12 protein-coding genes are annotated in these 21,253 nt (G+C 43.2%); 6 read left to right on the top strand and 6 right to left on the bottom strand.

Annotated elements, in window-relative coordinates; translation table 11 throughout:
- Positions 1–629: 629 nt before the first annotated feature.
- The 5 genes from IM485_RS05685 to carA all read right to left on the bottom strand — a co-directional run bounded on the left by IM485_RS05685 (position 630) and on the right by carA (position 3,942).
- On the bottom strand, positions 630–926 hold the full coding sequence (locus tag IM485_RS05685; RefSeq protein ID WP_104397146.1) for a DUF1816 domain-containing protein: 297 nt from the start codon (positions 924–926) through the stop codon (positions 630–632).
- A gap of 112 nt (positions 927–1,038) precedes the next feature.
- Positions 1,039–1,905 (bottom strand): 23S rRNA (guanosine(2251)-2'-O)-methyltransferase RlmB, encoded by an 867-nt coding sequence (gene rlmB, locus IM485_RS05680; protein ID WP_002741323.1) that lies wholly within the window; start codon positions 1,903–1,905, stop codon positions 1,039–1,041.
- A 43-nt stretch (positions 1,906–1,948) separates the two neighbouring features.
- Complete coding sequence (locus IM485_RS05675; RefSeq protein ID WP_002734315.1) at positions 1,949–2,365, bottom strand: Mini-ribonuclease 3; 417 nt, start codon at positions 2,363–2,365, stop codon at positions 1,949–1,951.
- 3 nt (positions 2,366–2,368) lie between these two features.
- Positions 2,369–2,719, bottom strand: a complete 351-nt coding sequence (locus IM485_RS05670; RefSeq protein WP_045360375.1) for an STAS domain-containing protein — start codon at positions 2,717–2,719, stop codon at positions 2,369–2,371.
- Between the two features lie 74 nt (positions 2,720–2,793).
- On the bottom strand, positions 2,794–3,942 hold the full coding sequence (gene carA / locus IM485_RS05665; RefSeq protein WP_287741853.1) for a glutamine-hydrolyzing carbamoyl-phosphate synthase small subunit: 1,149 nt from the start codon (positions 3,940–3,942) through the stop codon (positions 2,794–2,796).
- Positions 3,943–4,139: 197 nt separating this feature from the next.
- Between carA and IM485_RS05660 the strand changes: the two genes are divergently transcribed.
- Together IM485_RS05660 and IM485_RS05655 are read left to right on the top strand one after the other, a co-directional pair.
- Positions 4,140–5,021 carry a helix-turn-helix domain-containing protein gene (locus IM485_RS05660; RefSeq protein ID WP_287741849.1) on the top strand — a complete coding sequence of 294 codons (882 nt, stop codon included), beginning with the start codon at positions 4,140–4,142 and terminating at the stop codon, positions 5,019–5,021.
- Positions 5,022–5,277: 256 nt separating this feature from the next.
- Entirely contained in the window at positions 5,278–7,995 is a 2,718-nt protein-coding gene (locus IM485_RS05655; RefSeq protein ID WP_287741847.1) for an AAA-like domain-containing protein, read from the top strand.
- Here the strand turns inward: IM485_RS05655 and IM485_RS05650 are convergent.
- On the bottom strand, positions 7,992–9,434 hold the full coding sequence (locus IM485_RS05650; RefSeq protein WP_110578006.1) for an AAA-like domain-containing protein: 1,443 nt from the start codon (positions 9,432–9,434) through the stop codon (positions 7,992–7,994). The two genes, IM485_RS05655 and IM485_RS05650, sit on opposite strands and share 4 nt — an antisense overlap.
- A 624-nt stretch (positions 9,435–10,058) precedes the next feature.
- Here IM485_RS05650 and IM485_RS05645 point away from each other — a divergent pair.
- The 4 genes from IM485_RS05645 (at position 10,059) to IM485_RS05630 (ending at position 21,210) form a co-directional block, all read left to right on the top strand.
- Positions 10,059–10,988, top strand: a complete 930-nt coding sequence (locus IM485_RS05645; RefSeq protein ID WP_110578005.1) for a VOC family protein — start codon at positions 10,059–10,061, stop codon at positions 10,986–10,988.
- A 34-nt stretch (positions 10,989–11,022) separates the two neighbouring features.
- Positions 11,023–11,682: a nitroreductase family protein gene (locus IM485_RS05640; protein WP_002741314.1), complete on the top strand. Its 660-nt coding sequence runs from the start codon at positions 11,023–11,025 to the stop codon at positions 11,680–11,682.
- A gap of 93 nt (positions 11,683–11,775) precedes the next feature.
- Positions 11,776–15,570, top strand: coding sequence for an AMP-binding protein (locus tag IM485_RS05635; RefSeq protein ID WP_287741843.1), 3,795 nt, complete (start codon positions 11,776–11,778; stop codon positions 15,568–15,570).
- 195 nt (positions 15,571–15,765) lie between these two features.
- On the top strand, positions 15,766–21,210 hold the full coding sequence (locus IM485_RS05630; RefSeq protein ID WP_287741841.1) for a type I polyketide synthase: 5,445 nt from the start codon (positions 15,766–15,768) through the stop codon (positions 21,208–21,210).
- Positions 21,211–21,253 lie beyond the last annotated feature (43 nt).

The raw sequence follows: 21,253 nt of genomic DNA, 5'->3' as shown, positions 1-21,253 counted from the left end.
AGCAGAAAAATTAGCTAAATTAACAGGATGTACTCTCAGACAATTTCAAGAGAGATAGGCTTTTAGTGGTTTGGGAACAAGCTTTATCAATTTATTTATAATAAATTTGGTAGAGGATTAAAGATTAGTTATTGTGACTAACTCTTTTGATTAAAAAAAGATAAACTTGAGAATCTTCGATCAAATTTATTGACTCAAAATCAGCTGTACTTAGGGCTTGCTGAATAATGGTAAAACCCTTTTAAAATAAGGCTTGTGACCTGTTAAAATCCGATGTTAGTGCAAGAATATAGGATTGGGACATTCAAAAACCTTACATTATTCTTCTTGTAGTACATAGACTGGTACAAAAAAAGAAGGGCAACAAAGCCTGAAACGACTGGCTACTGACTCCTGACGACCGGCTACTAACCCCACCAACAAACTTTTTCAGCAAACCCTACTTAATTTAAATGAATCAACCCTAGCCCAAACCCCCCGCGCATCAGCTTTTCGGTGGGATGCTTACAGACGGCTGCTGATATATTTGTAATCATCTAAGAGTCACTGATAATTGCTGATTGTCGGTATTCCTGCAAATGTGAGATGCACCCGTTTACTGATCACTGATTACTGATTACTGAAAATTGTTAAGAAACTTGACTGCGTAAGACCTTTAGGGTATTCAGGAGCTTACTTTCTTCTTTTTCCTCAAAAATAGTTAAATCTTTCGGTTTACAACGTTTTATATCCAATTTAATCCCCTGCGCTCCTTCTGTTTTCAAATCTTCTTCATAACCGGCTTGAGCGACTTCAGCCTCGTCTTTAGCGAGAAAAGGACCGAAATAATAAGTACATCTGGGATAGTCGGTTTTAATCTCGACCCAGTAGGCTAATCCGAACCTTTCGAGTAAGCTAATCAAAAATTCTTTCATTTCGTTCCCCATCTAAATCTACTCTGGTGGTTTTGTTACGTTCGTTTACATTTCGCAAACTTCCTTCCTATTTTATTTATACTTTCTCCTTTTGGCTATTGGGAGTGTCGAAAAATACAGATTCTCAGTCCGGGGAATTTTGCCAGCGTTGACGGTAAACCTCGTAAAGAGCCATAGCCGCCGCCACCGAAGCATTGAGACTGGGGGTTTTGCCGGCCAAGGGGATAGATACCAACTCATCGCAGGACTTTTGGGTTAACAGACTCAAACCCTCTCCCTCCGAACCTACCACCAATCCTATCGCACCCGTTAAATTGATTGTGTGTAAAGATTTACCAGTTTTTGCCGCCGTGCCGTAGAGCCAAAAACCGGCCGCTTTTAATTCCTCTAAAGCACGATTGAGATTAACCACCCTAGCGACGGGTAAATATTCCAAAGCCCCCGCCGCCACTTTCATCACCGTCGATGTCACCCCGGCGGCGCGACGTTGGGGAATAACTACCCCCTGACAACCCATAGCTTCGGCGGTGCGAATAATTGCCCCTAGGTTATGGGGATCCGTGATCCCTTCAGCGATGACGATGACGGGGTGGCGACTTTTGCCCTTCGCTTTTTCGATTAGATCGGCTAATTCGATATAATCATAGGGGGACATCTGGGCCGCAATCCCCTGATGATTGGCCTTATTGGTAATCTGATCGAGACGCAGATCGTCCACCTCATCAATTACCGTGCCGTTGGCCTTGGCTTTTTCCAAAAGGGTATGATAACGGGGATCGTAACGGAGTCGATTGACCACCCAAATCCGATTCAGTTGGCGCTCCTCTTCCATGGCTGTTAAAACCACCCGGCGACCGTAGAGCAGATCATCAGCTTCTTGGTTTTCTGGAGTTACTGCTGGGGATTTAGCCAGAATTGGCCCGGTTTTTGGCCGCGAGGGCCGGCGAGAATTACGATTATCGGACTTGTCACGAAATGGTCGATCGCTCATGGTTGCATGGATTAAGAGTAAAGTCGGGAATCGTCCCTGAGGGCTATAATTCTAGTTTTTCTAATAGTTGATGTAATCTTGAGGGGTCTTGCAGATAAAGATAGCCGAACAGGGTTTCTAAACTGCTGGCCTGCTGATAGACTTGGGCTGTCAGACGACGGCGTTTTCCCGTGACCGCATTGCGTCCCCGGCGCAGAATTTCTTTTTCTTGGTCTGTCAGATAGGGCTGCAGTTGTGCTAAATCTAAAGCCTGTTGTTCGGCCCTGACCTTGCCCACCACCTGAGCGTGATAGTCTCCCAGACGCTGGGGCGGCAGTAAATAATAGGTGCGGATGTATAATTCATAAACAGCATCCCCCAGATAGGCCAGAGAAGCAGGCGATAATCGGTCAAGACCCTCTAGGATTGGTGAACCCTGGCCACTGACCTGTAAGCGAAGTTTTTCGAGAGGAGATTCCACGATTTACGCTTTTTCTAGATATTCGATCGCCGCTTCTAGGGTGGGTTGCAGGGAAAAAAACTTTTCCAATCGCACCAGTTTTACGGTTTGAGTTACCCGGGGATTGGTAACAATTTGTAAACTGCCCCCTTCGGTTTTGGCCTTTTTCACCAATTTTACTAAAGCCCCTAAACCGGAGCTATCGATAAAATCAATCTGAGCGAGGCTAATAATCACATCCTTGGGACCTTCCTCCACATAGCCTTCGATCACCTTACAAAAAGTCGGTTCGGAAAAGGCATCTAAAAGACCCGTCAAACGGAAAATTTGGTACTTATCTCTGACCTCACGCGTGCCTCGCAAGCTGACGGTCAAGTTAATTGCTTCTGGAATAATCCCCTCCTAGCCCTAGGTCCGTAAAAATCAAAACCCTAGTATATCCTAAAAATTTACGACCGATCCTTTTTTGCTTCCCGCATTAAATCAACAAATTTGCCAAACAGATAATCGGCATCGTGGGGGCCAGGACTGGCCTCGGGGTGGTATTGTACCGAGAAAAAGGGCAAAGACTTGTGTTTTAACCCCGCTACGGTGCGATCATTGAGGTTGAGATGGGTAATCTCCACTTGCGGATTTAAAGAGGCCTCCTGCACGGCAAAACCGTGATTCTGACTGGTAATTTCCACCTGTTGCTGCAGTCCGCAGGGTTGATTTAACCCGCGATGGCCAAATTTTAGTTTAAAGGTTTCTGCCCCTAGGGATAGGCCTAAAATTTGATGACCCATACAAATGCCAAAAGTGGGTTTTTCTCCTTGCAAAAGTTGCTTGGCTAGGGCAATTCCTTCGGTGACAGCTGCCGGATCTCCCGGTCCGTTAGAAAAGAAAATACCATCGGGATTATATTCGGCGATTTTTTCTGGGGGAGTGTCGGCGGGAACCACGATCACCCGACAACCGTAGCTGGCTAAACGTCGGAGAATATTGCGTTTGATGCCAAAATCGATCGCCACCACCGTTAACGGTTCTTGATCACTATCAATTGGCGCAAATTCCCAAGCGGACGGGGTGGGAGTCGTCCACTCGTACACTTCCTTGGTGGTTACTTCCTTAACGAGATTTAACCCAGCCATACTGGGGGCTGCCTGCACCAACCGCAGTAAATCATGATAATCGAGTATTTCCGTAGAAATTGCCCCATTCATCGCCCCAACCGAGCGAATTTTGCGGGTCAGAGACCGGGTATCGATGCCATAGATGCCAATAACATGATGAGCGGCCAGGTAATCCGGTAGGGATTGGCTAGAACGCCAATTACTGGGCCGGTGGCAGATATTTTTGGCGATCGCTCCTTTCACCTGGGGACGAATTGACTCCTCATCCTCGGGGTTAACCCCCGTATTTCCCAATTCCGGATAGGTAAAAGTGACGATTTGACCAGCATAACTGGGATCGGTGAGGACTTCCTGATAACCGGTCATCCCCGTGTTAAAGACAACTTCGCCGACGGTGGTTCCCTTGGCTCCGAAGGAATAACCCTCGTAAACTGTACCATCGGCCAGAACTAATAAGGCTTTTTGACTAGCAGCACTGGATATCATCGTCAATTTTTTAATTTTGAGTAGTGGTGAGAAACAGAAGTCAAGGATAGACTAGAACAGGGACTAGAAAACGAATTGCTTAGTTTTAATTGGCTAGAGCGTTTTATGATTAAGAGTACATCCGCTCAAGGACAATAGTTCCCCCTGACTAGCCATCGGCAATATCCTATCGCTTAAAAAATAACTATATAAGTAATATGAGTCCAAGAAAACTGACTGATGCCACGAAAAAAGAAATTCTTAAGCTTTATCGGGAAACGGAGGCCACCACTTCCACGTTAGCCGAGCGTTATGGCGTGAGTAGTTCTACGGTCAGTCGGTTTCTCAAAAATTCTTTTTCTAGCGAGGAATACGAGCAATTAATCCAGAAAAAACGCTTGGCCCGCAATCCTCGCGGTCTCGAGGAGGAGGGAGCGGCGGCGGATTTACCAGAAAAAGCGATCGAGGTGATTAGTGTTCGGGCAGCGCGCATCGCAGCTAAGGATGAGCAGGCTTTTGAGCAACCGATCGCTTCTGTGGAACAATTAACCCTGTTAATGGATACCGCTTACCCGCCAGAAGCAGATAATTCGGAAGACACGGAAATTAATGGCGATAAGACCCTAGAAACCGCTAATTTAAACGAGTTTTTCGTCGAAGCTATCGAGGAAGAGGAGGAGGAAGATGAGCTTGACGAGGATTGGGATGAAGAGGAGGATGAAGATGAAGATGAAGATGAGGAGGAACTAGCGGAGAGCTATTTAGGCCCGACTATCGTTAAAACCGCCCAATTACAGATCTTACCCCTCTCGGCGGCGGCTTTTCCCAAAACCTGTTACTTGGTCATCGATCGCGCTGCCGAATTAATCACCCGTCCCCTCAAGGATTTTGCTGAATTGGGTAAGGTTCCCCCTCAGGAAATCCAACAGCGCACTCTCCCCATCTTTGAAAGTCATCGCATCGCTCGTCGTTTCTCCAAGCGCAAGGAAAAAGTGATTAAAGTTCCCGACGGTCGCCTGATCGAAAAAGCTCACGCTCAACTGGAAGCGAAAGGGATCACCCGTCTGCTCATGGATGGTCGTATCTACGCTTTAGAGTAGGGAATTAGGGGATAGGAGACTTTTCAGTCTCTTCCGAACCCGTTGCTGAGGGTGGGGACTCGCGCAGTTGAGAGAATTCAGCTTAGATGAGTTTACCCGAAGAAAATATGCCAATTTCATTCAGAGCAGAACTAGCTTACCAATAATCGGCTATGAGTGAGCGCGGTTTTTTCTGGATTTATCACCGGGGTTAGTGTAGTTCAAACTGGTATTACTTACCCAAGTTTTGGTTATCTGGTCAATAAAATACCGAAATATGCAAGAAAACGCAACCGCCGAGAATGTTTATAAGTTTTCTAGTACCTTATCTCCTTCCGATCCAAGCTATGTGGATAGAAGGGCTGATCTGGAACTGTACCAAGCTCTGATGAACAGTCAGTATTGTTATATTTTCAATTCTCGCAAAATGGGCAAGTCGAGTTTGACGGTACGCATCCAAACTCAAATTGAAGTCCAAGGAGTAGCCTGTTCCCGTATAGACTTAAATGAATTGGGGACATCAGTAGATCAATCTAGCTGGTATCATTCCTTAATTATTGAAATTGCCGAACAATTAAAACTAAACATGACGGATTTAGAATCCTGGATCGCCAGTCAATCTGTTTCTAATGTTGGGTTACTTAGACAATTTATTAAAAAAATTTTATTAAGAAAAATTTCAACCAGTGTTGTTATCTTTATTGATGAAATTGATGTGGTTAGAAAACTACCTTTTGCTACTGATGACTTTTTTGCTTACCTTAGGTCTTGTCATGAAAAGCGAGTTATTAATGCAGATTTTAATCGTATTTCATTTGTTTTAATTGGCACGGCTACCCCCAATCAATTAATTCAAGATAGTCAAAGAACTCCTTTCAATATTGGTAAAGCAATTGAATTAAATGGACTGTCGTTAGAAGATAACTGTCAACCCTTGATGCAGGGACTAGAAGGGTTGGGTGTTTCCCCTCAAGAAATTCTACAAGAAATTTTTAGCTGGACTAATGGTCAACCTTTTCTAACTCAAAAATTGTGTTATTTAATTGCCAAGTTTAAAGTTACAATACCTCGGTCTCTCTTATCAGCCTGGATGCGAGATTTTGTTTATAAACACATTATTGATAACTGGGAAAAAAAAGATGAACCTGCTTTTTTATCAAGTATAAGAGAGCGACTGATTTATCATCCTGATCAAGGATATTTACTAAGGGTTTATGCCAACCTTTTAAAAGGTAAATTGGTGAAAGCTAGTAACACACCAGAACATGATGAATTATTACTATCTGGATTAGTTATCGTCGATAATCAGGGCTATCTTAGAGTGGCTAATGCTATTTATCAGGCAATTTTTAATCAAAAATGGTTATATAATGTATTAGCAGCTAGTCGTCCTTATCAATCGGAAATTGCTAAGTGGGAAGACTCAAATTTTACCGATACAAATTGTTTACTGACAGGTAAAAAGTTAGAGGAATCTAAAAAATGGCAAGAAGATAAAGAATTAGATAGTATCGATTATCGTTTTTTAGCCGCATCTGAGAGCATTACTCGTCAAAAACAATCTCGTTTATTTATGTTGGCAGCGGGAATATTTACTAGCATTGTTACAGGTTTACTTGGGTTGGGATTCTACCAGTCATGGCTGTTACCTTACTTTTATAAAATTCCCTATACTAAGGAGCCTGAACTATTTAGCCAAGGCGAAAAAAAGCTACTTATTAAACAGGAAAATTTTTATAAAGATCGGGGTATTTTAGCTTTTAAAAATGCTAATTATCTGGAAGCTAAACATTTATTCAAAAAAGCCTATCTTGCTCATCCTGAAGATGCAGAAACCTTGATTTATTATAATAATGCTATCGCTTATTTAAGTAATAATTATGTTACTTTGGCGGTGGTTATTCCCAGTGGCAAAAAAAATGAAATTTCCCAAGAAATCCTTAAAGGGATTGCTCAAGCACAATATTTATTTAATAGCCAATTACCGACAAGTGCGAATAATTTATTTTTAAATATCGTTATTGCCAATGATAATAATGACGAAAAAGTTGCTAAGATAGTCGCCAAGGAAATCGTTAAAGACCCCAAAGTTATTGGAGTAATTGGACATTATTCTAGTGAAGCCACCTTAGCAGCTTTACCTATCTATGAAAGAGCCAAAATTACTTTAATTTCTTCGACAAGTTCCTCGGATGTAATTGAGAGTGAATACTTTTTTAGAACCGTTATCACCAATGAAAAAATTGGTGAAACTTTAGCTAATTATGCCAGCCAACATGATCTAGATAAAGTAATTATTTTTAATAATTCTAACCAGATTGATAGCCAAGAACTTACTCAAGAGTTTCATCAAGCTTTCCAAAAAAAAGGCGGTAAAATCACTAAAGTAATTGATTTATCATCTTCCCTAGATATTGACGCAGAAGTTTTAAAAGCATTTTCCCAAGATCAAGTTAGAGGAATTGTCTTATTTCCCAGTTTGGAATCAGCTTCTGTGGTAGTAGAATTATCCCATACTCTTGAACAGTTAAATACCAGCACCACTCCAGAACTGAAAAATAAGCTAGTTCTTTTAGGGAGTCATTCCATGTATGAACATGAAATGTTGGTTGATAGCGGTAAATTTATTGATAATTTAGTTTTGGCTGTGCCTTGGTTTTCCCATCTAATTAAGTCCCAAAATTTTGTCAGAGATGCTCAAGCTTTATGGAAAGAAGATATTAGTTGGCGAACCGCTACCAGTTATGATGCAGTCCAATCATTTATAGCTGCTATTAGAGCCTTGCAATCCCAGAATAAAATTTCTTTAGAGTTGATACAAGAACATTTAGAAAACCTCAATCTTTCGGCCAGTTTGACCTCAGGCAATTCTCTCAGGTTTGTAGATAATGAATCCGAATCTAATCGAGAACCAATTACTGTGAGGGTTAAGAGTAAGTTAGAAGCAAAACTTGAAAAATCAATTCAGTTTCACTGGGAATCTCAAGGAGACTAATCAAGCAAATCGTCAAAATATACTTGATACAAATTGCAACGCACCTCTAGGGTATCATAATTTTTGTCGATCAGTCCCAATCGTTCCAAAAATTGGACAGATTCTCCTTTCATTTGAGCCGGAGTCAGAGCTTTTTTCTGAAGAATTTGCCTAAAAATATTCCGTAGGTTAGCATTACTTTTCAGATATCTCATCAGTAGGAAAAAATGACTTTGAAATGGCTCTCGTCCCTGCAAGGCATCATCTAGAACCTTTTCTAGAGAATTCCCTTCCTGCAATTTTACCAAGATTAACTTAATTAAATAAGGATTACCTCCCACTAAGTTCATGACCTTGTGAACATCTGATAACGTCCAATTAATGCCATTAACTTGAGCGAAAGAGAGAACTTGTTCCGCATTAAAATCCGATAAACTAGCCACATAACCTACACCAATTAAGGGAGAGGCATAAAAATCGTAGTTGCTATAAAATTCCGTTGAATGAATAATAATTAAGCGCAGTTTCCGCCAAGGTTGGGAACGTCTTTCATGCCAACTTCTGAGAATACCACAAATTTCATTACCGATTGTTTCAGTTTCCAAAATTGTATCAAATTTTTCAAAGACAAAAACCAGAGGATTAGCGCTGGGTTGGAGAACATATTCCTCTAAATATCGTCGAGTTTTGTGGGCAGGAGTTCCGGGACGAGACCAAAATTTATCGAGAAGAGATTCGTTAATCTTTAATTCTTGGGTAATGGTACGACAAATCGACAGCAGCAAGTCTTCACAACTAAGGGCAATAGTAGCTTTTTCCTCCTCACAATCAATGATAACTGGTTGATAATTATCTTGTTTGAGATGATGGACTAACCAATTAACTAAACGGGTTTTGCCACTATTATGAGGTGCGCGAATTCTTAGCAACGATTGTTCTTGCTGAAGAACTTTGAGACAATTTTCCTCCAGAGGTGGACGTTTTACATAATCCTTAATATAGGTCTGATAATCCTGTTGTTTTTCCTCATCTAAAGAGGAGAAAATAGCAGCAATTGCGGGAGATTGATGTTTACTTTTGTTTGCCCACTCTTGATCAAAGCTCCTTAGGTTAGTTAAAATATCATGACCCCTTTGCCAAAAAGTAATTTTAAAAGTACGAATTTTCCCTTGATTATTGAGACGATGATCTTCCAAAATACCTAAAAACTTTTCGTTAAGATATTCCGTTAGAGCATCCCGAATTTGCCATAACTCCAGCCTTTGACCACATTTTTCGGTCAGCATTTCTAAAGCATTAAGTTCGGCTTGAATTTTTAATTCTTTCTCATTAATCCAGCTAAATTTAATAGCTAGATTTTCACAATTATCCACCTCGTAGTTAGCAAACTTTAACAGAGCATTAAGCAGATATTTGGTTCTTTGTCTGGGAATATCCCCATAGGTAACTTTTCTAGACATTATCTCAAGTTTAGTAATTAAGGACTTTGCCGGTAATTGAAAAATTTAAGTAATGATTTGGTTACGGAATAAACTTAAAACAGTGATTTTCCTATCCTCCTTTTTGAGTGCAAGCTTCGCTCCCCTGTTTAACGGCGTGCGCTAAATCCAAGCGAATCGATTTTTAGGGGTGCTGGCAAGGTTTGATTCATCCTCCACAAAGGTTTCTCGGCTATTTTATGAGTTTTTTCACCTACCCACTTAGCCCTATTTGGCGGGCCTGGTGGTTGTGGCTGTTGACCATCCAAGTATTTCCAAGTAGTAACATGAATTTCCCGTTATGGCAACGATAGCGGATTTTTCTAGACGACCTTGACCACATCTCTCAAAAAAATTTTCCGCAAAACCCCGAAGTTCCCCAAGGTTTTTCTCCACCCCCAAGTTACTCAAACTCCAGTCTGGGATAGCAATTGAGGGCAAGAAAAATTAGCCTTTGACTGTGGGTGTACCCACAATGCCATAATCAACCACAACAAAGTTCAGATTTTCTTAATAGTCTTTTTCCCCTTGCTATGGCAGCACTTTGACCGATATCTGTCTGGCTATTTTGTGCCGAATTAGACAAACTCCACTGGATGACCGACTATGACTAAAATTGCTGATATTGCCTACGTTACCTATCAACATCCGGATTTAGACCTGTGCGAACGTTTTTTGAGGGATTTTGGCCTGATTACCGCAGTTAAAACCGATACAGCCTTGTATATGCGAGCTAGAGGCAAAAAACAGTTTGTCTATGTCGTAGAATGGGGAAAAGAAGCTAAATTTGTTAGTTTTGCCCTAGAAGCGACATCAGAATCTGTCTTACATGAACTAGCCACTTTAGCCTCCGCTTCTCCGGTGGAAACCCTGTTCACCCCCGGCGGTGGTCAGCGCATCAAAATTATTGACCCCAACGGTTTTAACCTAGAATTGGTCTATGGTATCGAGGAAGTGGAACCTTTGCCGATTCCTGAACCCTTGCAATGGAATCACGCTAGTCGGAAAACCCGTTTAGGTCGCACCCAAAGGCCGAAAAAAGAACCCGCACCTATTTTACGTCTAGGTCATCTAGCTATTGATGTCAAAGACTTTGAGGAAAGCTATCACTGGTATCAGCAGACTTTTGGCTTAAAAGCAACAGATTTAATTTATTACGGCCATCCCAGTTTACGAGTCGGGGGTTTTCTTCGTTGTCAACGGGGAGACGAATGGGTTGATCATCACACCATCGCCATGTTGCAAGGTTCTCACCCCAAAGTCCATCATACTGCCTTCGAGGTACAAGATTTTGACTCTATTAAAATCGGCCACGATTGGTTACGAGAAAAAGGATGGACTCCTGTGTGGGGTATTGGTCGCCATTTGTTGGGAAGTCAAGTGTTTGACTATTGGCAAGATCCTTTCGGTAGCCTCATTGAACATTTTACCGATGGGGACCTTTTCGAGCAAACCACCGAGCCAGAACTTCACGCCGGGGGGTTAGATATTCTCTATCAATGGGGACCGGCGATTCCCGAAAGTTTTTTAGGTTAAACCGTTGAAAACGTCTCATAAAAGGGTTTAGATGATGAATATTGCTGAAATATTTCAAAAAAGACGCTCTACTCGTAAATTTCGCACCGATGCCATTCCCGAAGAAATTTTAGCCGAAATTTTTCGTTTAGGATTCCAAGCTCCCTCTAGTTATAATTTGCAACCATGGCGATTTATAGTGGTTAGAGAACCAGAAAATAAGGCAAAATTGCGAGAATTCGGCTTTGAACAAGATAAATTAGTCGATGCACCCGTGGTTTTAATCTGTTGTGGCGATCGCCAAGTTAACCATCGTGGTTACATTAATCAAGTAATTGAGTTAGGAAAACAAGAGGGGACGATTTCCGAAAAACGGGCCAAGTTCATGCACATGGCCATTCCGCCTTTTTTCCAATTTAAACCCTGTTATCAGTCTCCAGAAGCTTGGAGCAACCGACAAGTTATGATTGCGGTTACTTATCTCATGATAGCGGCGCAAAGCTTGGGGGTGGATAGTTGTCCCCTAGAAGGATTTGTGGCTAAACCCTTGCGCGAGTATTTCCAAATTCCCGATACGGTCGATGTCTGTTGTCTCTTAGCCTTGGGATACGCCGATGAACCCTTGAGCGAGTATGGGGGACGTTTTGGGACTCAGAAGCTCTGCTATGGCGAAATTTACGGAGAAACCTTTAATTTAAGCCCAAATCACCCCTAGAATTCTAGTCGCCCCCCGTCACCAGGAACTTTTCCCGGTGCGAGAGGATTAAATCTTTGTCTTCGATTCCATTTAATAATAGGGAGTAAAAAAATGACTCTTTGTTTAGATACTAAGCTTAATTTGTCAGAAATAAGCAGTTTAGTCGATATTATTCGTTATCGCGCCCAATACCAACCCCAAAAAACGGCTTATACCTTTTTAGTCGATGGCGAAACCGAAGAAAAACGCCTTACCTACGGGGAATTATTTCTGGAAGCGCAAGCGATTGCCAATAGTCTCCAATCCATCCTATTACCGGGGGAACGAGTTTTATTAGCATACCCTTCGGGATTAGAGTTTATTACTGGGTTTTTCGGCTGTTTATTAGCAGGAGTAGTGGCAATTCCAGTCAATTTGCCCAAGAAAAACCAAAAGATGGCTCGCTTAACTTCTATTATTAATAATTCGCAAGCAAGCTTACTTTTAAGCACACAATCGGAATTAGACCAATTAAAAAGGCAACTAGACAGAGATATTCCCTTTCTAGCTACGGATAGCTTAATCGGCAAAAGTTTAGCCGAAGACCACCCCACTCAGATAAAAGCAGAGACCTTAGCCTTTTTACAATACACCTCTGGTTCCACGGGGACTCCCAAAGGAGTGATGGTCAATCACGAGAATCTTTTGACCAACCTCCGAGATTTAGATTTAGGTTGGGAACACGATGAAAAGAGCGTTATGGTGACATGGTTGCCAACTTTTCATGATATGGGGCTAATTTATGGCATTTTACTGCCTTTTTATCGAGGATTTCCCTGTTATCTCATGTCCCCGGTTTCCTTTTTACAACGTCCTCTCGGTTGGTTAAATGCCATCAGCAAATACAGGGCCACCCACACTGCCGCCCCTAATTTTGCCTATAAACGTTGTCTTGACAAGATTAAAGAGGAGCAGCTAACGGATTTAGACTTAAGCAGCTGGAAAGTGGCTTTAAATGGAGCAGAAACCGTCAGAATGGAAATTTTGAGCGCATTTGCTCGTAAATTTGCCCCCTGTGGTTTTGAGTTTGCCGCCTTTTGTCCGGGTTATGGTTTAGCCGAGGCCACCTTAAAAGTTGCTGCTGTCAGGAAAAATCAAGTTCCTCAAATCTGCTGGGTTGAAAAAGCCGCTTTAAACCGTCATCAAATCGTTTTTACGGAAAAAAGCCCAAATTCTCAATCCTTAGTCAGTTGTGGACAAACAGAAATCGACACAGAAATTGCCATTGTTAATCCTGAAACCTGTCAACGCTGTCCCTCCCAGCAGGTGGGAGAAATTTGGGTGAAAGGCAAAACCGTTGCTCAGGGCTATTGGCAACATCCCGAAGCTACAGAAAAAACTTTTCAAGCAGTTATCGCCGATACTGGACAGGGTTTTTATTTGCGTACAGGGGATTTAGGTTTTATTCATCAGGGTCAACTATACATCACCGGACGCTTGAAAGACCTGATGATTATTCGCGGTGGTAACTACTATCCCCAGGATATCGAACAGACCGTAGAACAATGCTATCCCGACTTTTGCCCCAGTGGAACTGCCGCCTTTACCGTAGAAATCGAGGCAGAAGAAAAGTTAGTCCTAGTTCAAGAGGTAGAAAGAACGGCAATTCGCCGTTTTAACCAGCAAAAAGCCCTAGAAGCAGTTCGTCGAGCGGTTTTTCAAGAACACGAATTGCAAGTTTATGATATCGCTTTTATCAAACCCGCATCTCTGTCCAAAACTTCTAGCGGCAAAATTCAACGCCACGCTTGCCGTCAACAGTATTTAAACCAGCAACTTCCACTAATTTCATCCCCTATGCCGACGCTAACCCCCCCCCTCAGCAGTCACCAAGCTGACCCCACAACCGCTAGTCAAGAAAAAACCGAGCAAATCTTGACTTGGTTGCGAGATTACGCCAAAACTCGCATTAATTCCCATCTGATTGATGACCGTCGTTGTGTGCCGCCCTATATTGTCATGGATTTTGGCAATCAAGGACTGATGGGAATGCAGATTCCTGAAGAATACGGGGGAATAGCCCTTAATAATCGCAATTTTTTGCAGGTGATGGAACAATTAGCCGCCATTGATTTAACTCTGGCGACGATGGTGAGTCTCAATAACAGCTTAGGTATCCGTCCGCTGCTCAACTACGGGACTATTTCCCTCAAGCAAGAGTTATTACCTCTTTTAGCGACAGGAAGACAATTATCCTCCTTTGGCATGACGGAACCGGAAGCAGGAGCGAATATCGGGGCAATTAGTACCGTTGCAGTGCCGGATGGCCGAGATAAATGGCGAATTCGCGGCCTTAAGCGTTGGAATGGTTCCGCTTGGGCCGGAATGATTAATGTTTTTGTCCGTTTGCTTGATTCGGAAGAACCGGGGAATAACGGTTTGACAGGTTTTCTTGTCCGTCAAGGTACCCCCGGTCTGCGTTTGGGACCTGAATCCCTAACTATGGGATTACGGGGAATTATGCAAAATGCCATCTATTTTGAGGATGTTTTAGTCACTAAAGAGCAATTGCTGGGAGAATTGGGCAATGGCACTGAACCCGCCGACGATGCTTTACTTTATGCCCGTTTAGGTATTGGCATGATGGGAGTTGGCGGCATGAAACGCTGTTTACAATTAATGTTACGTTATGCCAGCCGTCGTTCGATCGCTACCGGTAAATTGCTAGAAAGTCCGATTACTTTAGCCCGTTTTGATCATTTAACTGGGGCTACGGTGGCCTTGTCCAGTCTCTTAAAGTGTATCACCACCGCCTTAGACCAAAAAGTGGCCGTTCCCAGGGAAATGGCCGTTATTGCCAAGATTACGGGGGCTGATTACCTCTGGGAAGCGGCCGATAGTCTCGTTCAGATGCTGGGGGGTAGAGGTTACATGGAAACTAATCTTGCCCCGCAAATTCTCCGGGATGCCAGAGTTTTACGAATTGGCGAAGGTCCTAACGAAAGTTTGAAAATCTTTTTGGGCAAAAGTATCACCCATACGGACAAATTAGGCGAATTTCTGACAAAAGTTCTGGAAGCGCCCGAGATTGCCCTGCAACTCCACAGCACCGCCCAATCTATTAATCAGCGTTGTCTCCAGTCTAATCTCTGGGGTGATCGTTCTGCCGCCTTAGCTTGGGCCTATTCTTTAATCGGAGAATTGGGTTGTTACGCCGCTTTAGTAGCAACAACGGCGAAAATGGCCCAAATTCACCCCGGGGAAAAGTACAGTCATGCCCTAGCTTGGAGTCAATTGCAGTTTGATTTATGTGTGCAGAAAGCTCTCCGGGGAACACCCGAAGAAAACTTTGCTTCTTCGGTGGCAACTATCCGCGATCGTATCCTCGATTATACTCAATCTATTGATGATATCGAACAACGTCTAGAGGGTTCCGATTATCAACTCGACGAGTTATTGACGTTGGAACCAGAAGCTAAACAGACTCATCCTCAAGCTGAAACTTCTCTGGTCGAAATTGCTAGTCAACCGACGCAGAACCGAGTAAATAGCCCCTCTAGTCCGAAAAAGTCCCTTCTTAGCCAACAAACTCCCGAAAAGGTGGAAACATGGTTAGGTAATTGGTTACACCAGAAATTAAAGGTCAATCCAGCCACTATCCAAACCAGCCAGTCTTTTGCTGATTTTGGCTTAGATTCAATTTTTGCCGTGGAATTAGCCCAAGATCTTGCCGATTGGTCGGGAATCCCCGTCGAAGCCACCATTGTTTGGAATTATCCCACTATTGATAGTTTGGCAGAATATTTAGCTAACCAGATTAATCAAAGCAATACTGCGGCTGAATCGGCAAATAATCGAGAAAAAGGCGAAAGTTTAGCATTTTTGCCCCAAATATCCGAAGAAGAAATCTCAGCCTTCTTTAGTTAATCGCTGGTGGGGATAGGATAGCTAATTGCCCTTAACCTATCCCCCACCTCGGAGTCACGGGGACAATTGTGACTATGCCACTAAATTTTTCCATCCCGACAGTATCAAGGTTTTTCCCGCTTATCCGTGACTTTTTCCCAAGCATAACCTGAGATGAAAGTGACGTGACATAACAAGACAAGAGTTGTTAGGAAGATGAATCAACAAAAACAAGCTTTTTTAGAACAATACAAACACCTCGATGCAATGGTCAAAGCGCAAACCGAACCCATCGCTATTGTGGGGATGGGCTGTCGTTTTCCCGCAGGAGTCAATGATTCCGCAAGTTATTGGCAGTTATTGGTTAATGGCATCGATGCAGTAACAGAAATTCCCCTAGAACGTTGGAATATTGCCGACTATTATCACCAAGATGCCGATGTTCCGGGGAAAATGTATAGTCGGGAAGGGGCATTTTTAGACAAAGTTGACGAATTTGACCCGGCTTTCTTCGGCATCTCACCCCGGGAAGCCGCCGCCATGGATCCGCAACAACGGTTACTGTTAGAAGTCTGTTGGGAGTCCCTAGAAAATGCGGCTATTGCGCCCGAAAGTTTGATTAATAGTCAAACTGGCGTATTTATGGGCATTTTTCGCGATGATTATGCCCAATTATGTTTTCATCAAGGCGTAGTCAATCACATTGATGCTTACAACAGTTTAGGAACCAGTCGCGCTATTGCCGTCGGCAGAATCTCTTATCTATTTGGGTTTCACGGTCCGACTCTGCAAATTGATACGGCCTGTTCCTCCTCCCTCTTGGCAGTACATTTGGCCTGTCAAAGTCTGCGCGGCCAAGAATGCAATCTCGCTTTAGCGGGGGGGGTGAATCTGATGTTAACCCCGGCCACTGCGATTAGTAATTGTAAATTAAAAGCCGTTTCTCCCCAGGGTCGCAGTAAAACCTTTGATGCTTCGGCCGATGGTTATGGTCGCGGCGAAGGTTGCGGTGTCGTGGTCTTAAAACGTCTCAGTGATGCTCTCCGAGATGGCAATCTTATTTTCGCCCAAATTCGCGGTTCGGCTGTCAATCACGATGGAAAAAGTAATGGCTTAACCGCCCCCAATGGTCAGGCACAGGAAGCTTTACTCAGACAAGCCCTCGAAAGAGCGAAAATTCAACCTAAAGATCTGCAATACGTCGAAGTTCACGGTACAGGTACATCTTTAGGAGATCCCATCGAGGTTTTATCCTTAGGGAAAATTTATGGCCAGGGTCATAGCCAAGATAATCCCCTGATTTTGGGAACCGTGAAAACTAATATGGGGCATCTGGAAGGAGCTGCGGGAATTGCGGCGTTAATTAAGACAGTTTTACAGCTACAAAATCAGCAAATCGCCCCTAATCTTCATTTTAAGAACCCTAATCCCTATATTCCCTGGGAAAAACTGCCGGTCAAAATCCCCACCACTCTTACCCCTTGGTTCGTCAGAGAAGGAGTCCGACGGGCTGGAGTGAGCGCTTTTGGGATGAGTGGCACTAACGTCCATTTAATCGTTGAGGAAAGCAATTTTGAGCGGCTTGGTGACGAAAAACCTCATTTAGAACGTCCTTGTCATTTAATTACCCTTTCGGCGAAAAGTGAGCCAGCCTTACGGGAATTAGCTCAACGCTACTACGATTTTTTAGGTCAAAATTCCCAGACGGTCATGGCAAATCTGGCCTATACCGCTAATACTGGGCGATCGCATTTTGAGCATCGTTTAGCTATTCCCTTTCTGGCTCAAAAACAGCTTGAGCAAGCTTTAAAAGACTTTATTAGGGATGAAAATCGCTTTTCAGGTCAAAAAAGTCTTTTAACCTCGAAAAAAGCCCCTAAACTGGCTTTTATGTGTACGGGACAGGGTTCACAGTATCCCGGAATGGCTAGGGAACTCTACGAAACGCAACCGACTTTTCGCCAAACTTTAGAGAAATGTGACGAAATTTTACGGAGCTATGGGGTGAAATCCTTACTGCAAGTGTTATATGGGGACGAAAAAACCAGTCAGTTGATTAATCAGACTTTTTACAGTCAAATTACCCTATTTTCTCTGGAATATGCCCTCGCCCAACTCTGGTTATCTTGGGGAGTGAAACCCGATGCTCTCATCGGTCATAGTTTAGGGGAATATGTGGCCGCTTGTTTAGCGGGAGTCTTTAGCTTAGAAGACGGTTTGAAGTTAATTGCCCATCGGGGACGCTTAATGCAGACATTACCGAAAAACGGCATAATGGCGGCAATTTTTACCGATTCCGACACCGTGACCAATCATCTGAGGAAGATTAGGGGCATCTGTACCATTGCTGCGGTCAATAGTCGAGAAAATACGGTCATTTCTGGCGAAACTGAGGCTATTAACCATTTAATCGCTAACTTCAATCAGAGAGGCATTGAAAGTCAGACTTTAGGGGTTTCCCATGCTTTCCATTCTCCCTTAATGACGGGTATGGTGGGGGAATTTGCCAAGATTGCCGAAACTATCACCTATAATTCCCCGCGTCTCCCCCTTATTTCTAACCTGACTGGGGATGTTATCGATGCAGAGATAGCAACTTCCCAATATTGGGTTAATCATCTACTGTCTCCCGTAGAGTTTGCCCGAGGTATAGAAAGATTAGGAGAGTTAAATACGGAAATATTCCTAGAAATTGGTGCCAAAACCACCTTAATTAACCTAGGTCAGCAAAATCTCCCCGACCGAGGTCTCTGGTTAGCTAGTTTATCCCCAAAACAGTCGAATTGGGAAACCCTACTCCAAAGTTTAGCAACCCTTTATGTAAAAGGGGTCAAAATTGACTGGAATGGATTCGACCTGGATTATTTACGCGAAAAAATCCCCTTACCGACCTATCCCTTCCAAAGAAAACGCTATTGGTTAGATTACATTGATTCTCAGCTAAAAACCCCGACAGTAGCGGCAGCTTTCCACCCTCTCCTACAGCAACCGCTGCATCTATTGGGGTCAAAGGATGTCCACTATCAATCCTCTCTTTCTCCCTGCTCTCCGAGCTATCTGCAAGAACATCAAGTTTTTGGCCAGGTAGTTTTCCCAGCCGCGGCCTATCTAGAGATGATTATAGTGGCAGCTGGTCAACAATATCCCAATCAGCAGTTTACTATTGGTCAATTGAGTCTGAATCGACCCTTAATTTTCTCAGACAACCAGAGTAAAAAGGTACAGTTAAGCTTACTAGCGGGGGGACAATTTCAGATTCTCAGTCTTGGGGAAGGGGAAGTTTCCCTACTGCATCTATCCGGTAATTTAACCAATGAAAACCAGGACTTACCCAGCTGCAATTGGACAGATATCCGGAACCGTTGTCACCAAAAAATCGAAATTGCACAGCATTATCAGGACTGTTTAAGTAAAGGAGTGAACTACGGGGAAAGTTTTCGAGTTATCCAGCAACTTTACCGCAATCAGTCCGAAATTGTCGCAAAAATTCAACTTTCTTCCCATCTACTCTCGCAAGCGGTGGATTACCAGCTACATCCTGTCTTACTTGATGGTTGCTTTCACGCTATGTCGGCACTATTTCCCGCAGGGAATAGCACCTATCTTCCCACTAATATTGACCGATTGACCTTTTCGGGAGTTAAGGACACATCTATATACTGTCATGGTCGCTTCAGCCATAGCAATTTGCAAAACGGCATCTTAATCGCTGATTTGACTATTTTCAGCCAATCGGGTCAATTAATTAGCCAAATTGACGGATTAACTTTTCAACAGGCCCGGCCAGAAACCCTCTTTTCCCAGACCAACGACCTCAAGGATAGTTTATACGAAATTACTTGGCAAGCCACGGACTTGACGGGAATGGATTGGACAGAAACAGGAGATTGGTTAATTTTTGCTGACAAAAAGGGAGTGGGGCAACAATTAGCCGAAAAATTGCTGCAACAAGGGCATAGATGCCAACTTATCACCGAAAAGAATCGCCAGACTTGGCAATATCTCCTCAAAAAACCCTATCAAGGTCTAATTTATCTCTGGGGAATCGATGACGACCAAGCTTTAGAAAATAATCAAAACCTAGCCGTCACTCAGGAGCGAATTTGTGGAACTTTGCTGGAAATAGTGCAAGAACTAGGCAAAATAGAGGTTAATTACTCTCCTCGCCTCTATATTGTCACCCAATCGGCTCAATACATTCCTTCTCAACCCACAGTGATTGCCCTTGCCCAAAGTTCCCTCTGGGGATTAGGACGGACTATTGCCCTAGAACACCCAGAATTGCGCTGTCTGTGTCTAGATGGAGATAAATTTCAGGATAGCCACACCTTAGCCCTAGAGGTGTTCCAATCTTTACAAAGTTCGGAGGAGGAAAATCAAATCGTTTGGCGGCAAGGCCAGAGCTATGTGGCTCGTTTAGGGCGGTTTATCCCGAAATCGTCGCTAAAAAACCGAGAAATTGCCGAAAATGCCACCTATCTTATTACTGGTGGTCTAGGGGCCTTAGGGCAGCAAGTGGCTAATTGGTTAAGGAAAAAAGGAGCAAAATCCCTCGTCTTACTGAGTCGCCGGGGAATAACTCCAGAAACCCAACCAATTATAGACCAATGGCGACAAGAGGGAACCAATGTAGAAGTTTTTGCCGCCGATGTTAGCGACTTTGGCCAAATGCGTCGGGCTTTTGAGATAATCGAGCAACAGTTACCCCCCTTAAAAGGCATTATTCACACGGCCGGGGTGTTAGAGGATGCCAGCTTATCCAAACAGACTTGGGAGAAATTTGAGCGCGTCTTTTCCCCCAAAATACTCGGCGCTTGGAATTTGCATCTCCTCAGTCAAGAAGTGGATTTAGACTGGTTTATTAATTTTTCCTCGATGGCCTCGGTGTTAGGGTCTTCTGGACAGAGTAATTATGCTAGTGCTAATGCCTTTTTAGATAGTCTAGCCCATTATCGTCAAGCGCAAGGACTGCCGGCCCTGACCGTTAATTGGGGTCCCTGGGCAGAGGGTGGTATGGCCGAAAATTTAGGCGAAAAAGCGAAAAAAAGGCTAATTAAACAGGGTTTTACCCCTCTTGATCCCCAAAAATGTTTGCATCTCCTCGAAACATTGCTGACGACTTCTCGGACACAGGTAACTGTCGCTTCTCTCAATTGGAATAGCTTTTTTAACAGTTTCGAGAATCAAAAAATTCCGCCTTTATTACGAGATTTCCAAAGTTTTTCAGCCCCAAAATTAACCCCAGACAATAATTTTATTGATGTCTTAAGGACAGTACCAATTGAGGAGCGTTTTGCGGCTTTGACTGCTCATGTTCAAGGGATTGTAGCGGAAATTCTCGCTATTCCGGCTAGAGAATTTACCCAAGTTGACCAAGGTTTTTTTGAGTTGGGAATGGATTCTTTAATGACGGTGGAATTACGAAATCGTTTAGCCAAGGATTTAGGTAAATCTCTGGCGGCAACTATCACTTTTAAATATCCAACAGTGACCAGTTTGGTTGATTATCTGGTAGCTGAAGTTATTGACCTTGACTTTAGTTTAAAACCCTTAGCAATAGGAGCAAATCAAGATACCAATCTTGATCCCCTCAACGAAGAAGATTTATCCCTAGAAGAATTGTCCGATTTACTGCTACAGGAATTAAATTCCTTAAGTTAGAAAAGTAGACCTCAAACCCTATCTAAATAACCTGTTTACCATG

Source organism: Microcystis sp. M169S2 (genome assembly GCF_020245865.1).
In the GTDB taxonomy this organism is placed as follows: Bacteria; Cyanobacteriota; Cyanobacteriia; order Cyanobacteriales; family Microcystaceae; genus Microcystis; species Microcystis ichthyoblabe_A.
Note: the sequence above shows the minus strand (reverse complement) of the source record. Positions and strands in the feature narration are given on the sequence as shown.

Coding starts and splice junctions, on each gene's coding strand:
- IM485_RS05630 (WP_287741841.1), top strand. CDS start 15,766: ATGAATCAACAAAAACAAGCTTTTTTAGAACAATACAAACACCTCGAT.
- IM485_RS05635 (WP_287741843.1), top strand. CDS start 11,776: ATGACTCTTTGTTTAGATACTAAGCTTAATTTGTCAGAAATAAGCAGT.
- IM485_RS05685 (WP_104397146.1), bottom strand. CDS start 926: ATGGGGAACGAAATGAAAGAATTTTTGATTAGCTTACTCGAAAGGTTC.
- IM485_RS05640 (WP_002741314.1), top strand. CDS start 11,023: ATGAATATTGCTGAAATATTTCAAAAAAGACGCTCTACTCGTAAATTT.
- IM485_RS05660 (WP_287741849.1), top strand. CDS start 4,140: ATGAGTCCAAGAAAACTGACTGATGCCACGAAAAAAGAAATTCTTAAG.
- rlmB (WP_002741323.1), bottom strand. CDS start 1,905: ATGAGCGATCGACCATTTCGTGACAAGTCCGATAATCGTAATTCTCGC.
- IM485_RS05645 (WP_110578005.1), top strand. CDS start 10,059: ATGACTAAAATTGCTGATATTGCCTACGTTACCTATCAACATCCGGAT.
- carA (WP_287741853.1), bottom strand. CDS start 3,942: ATGATATCCAGTGCTGCTAGTCAAAAAGCCTTATTAGTTCTGGCCGAT.
- IM485_RS05655 (WP_287741847.1), top strand. CDS start 5,278: ATGCAAGAAAACGCAACCGCCGAGAATGTTTATAAGTTTTCTAGTACC.
- IM485_RS05650 (WP_110578006.1), bottom strand. CDS start 9,434: ATGTCTAGAAAAGTTACCTATGGGGATATTCCCAGACAAAGAACCAAA.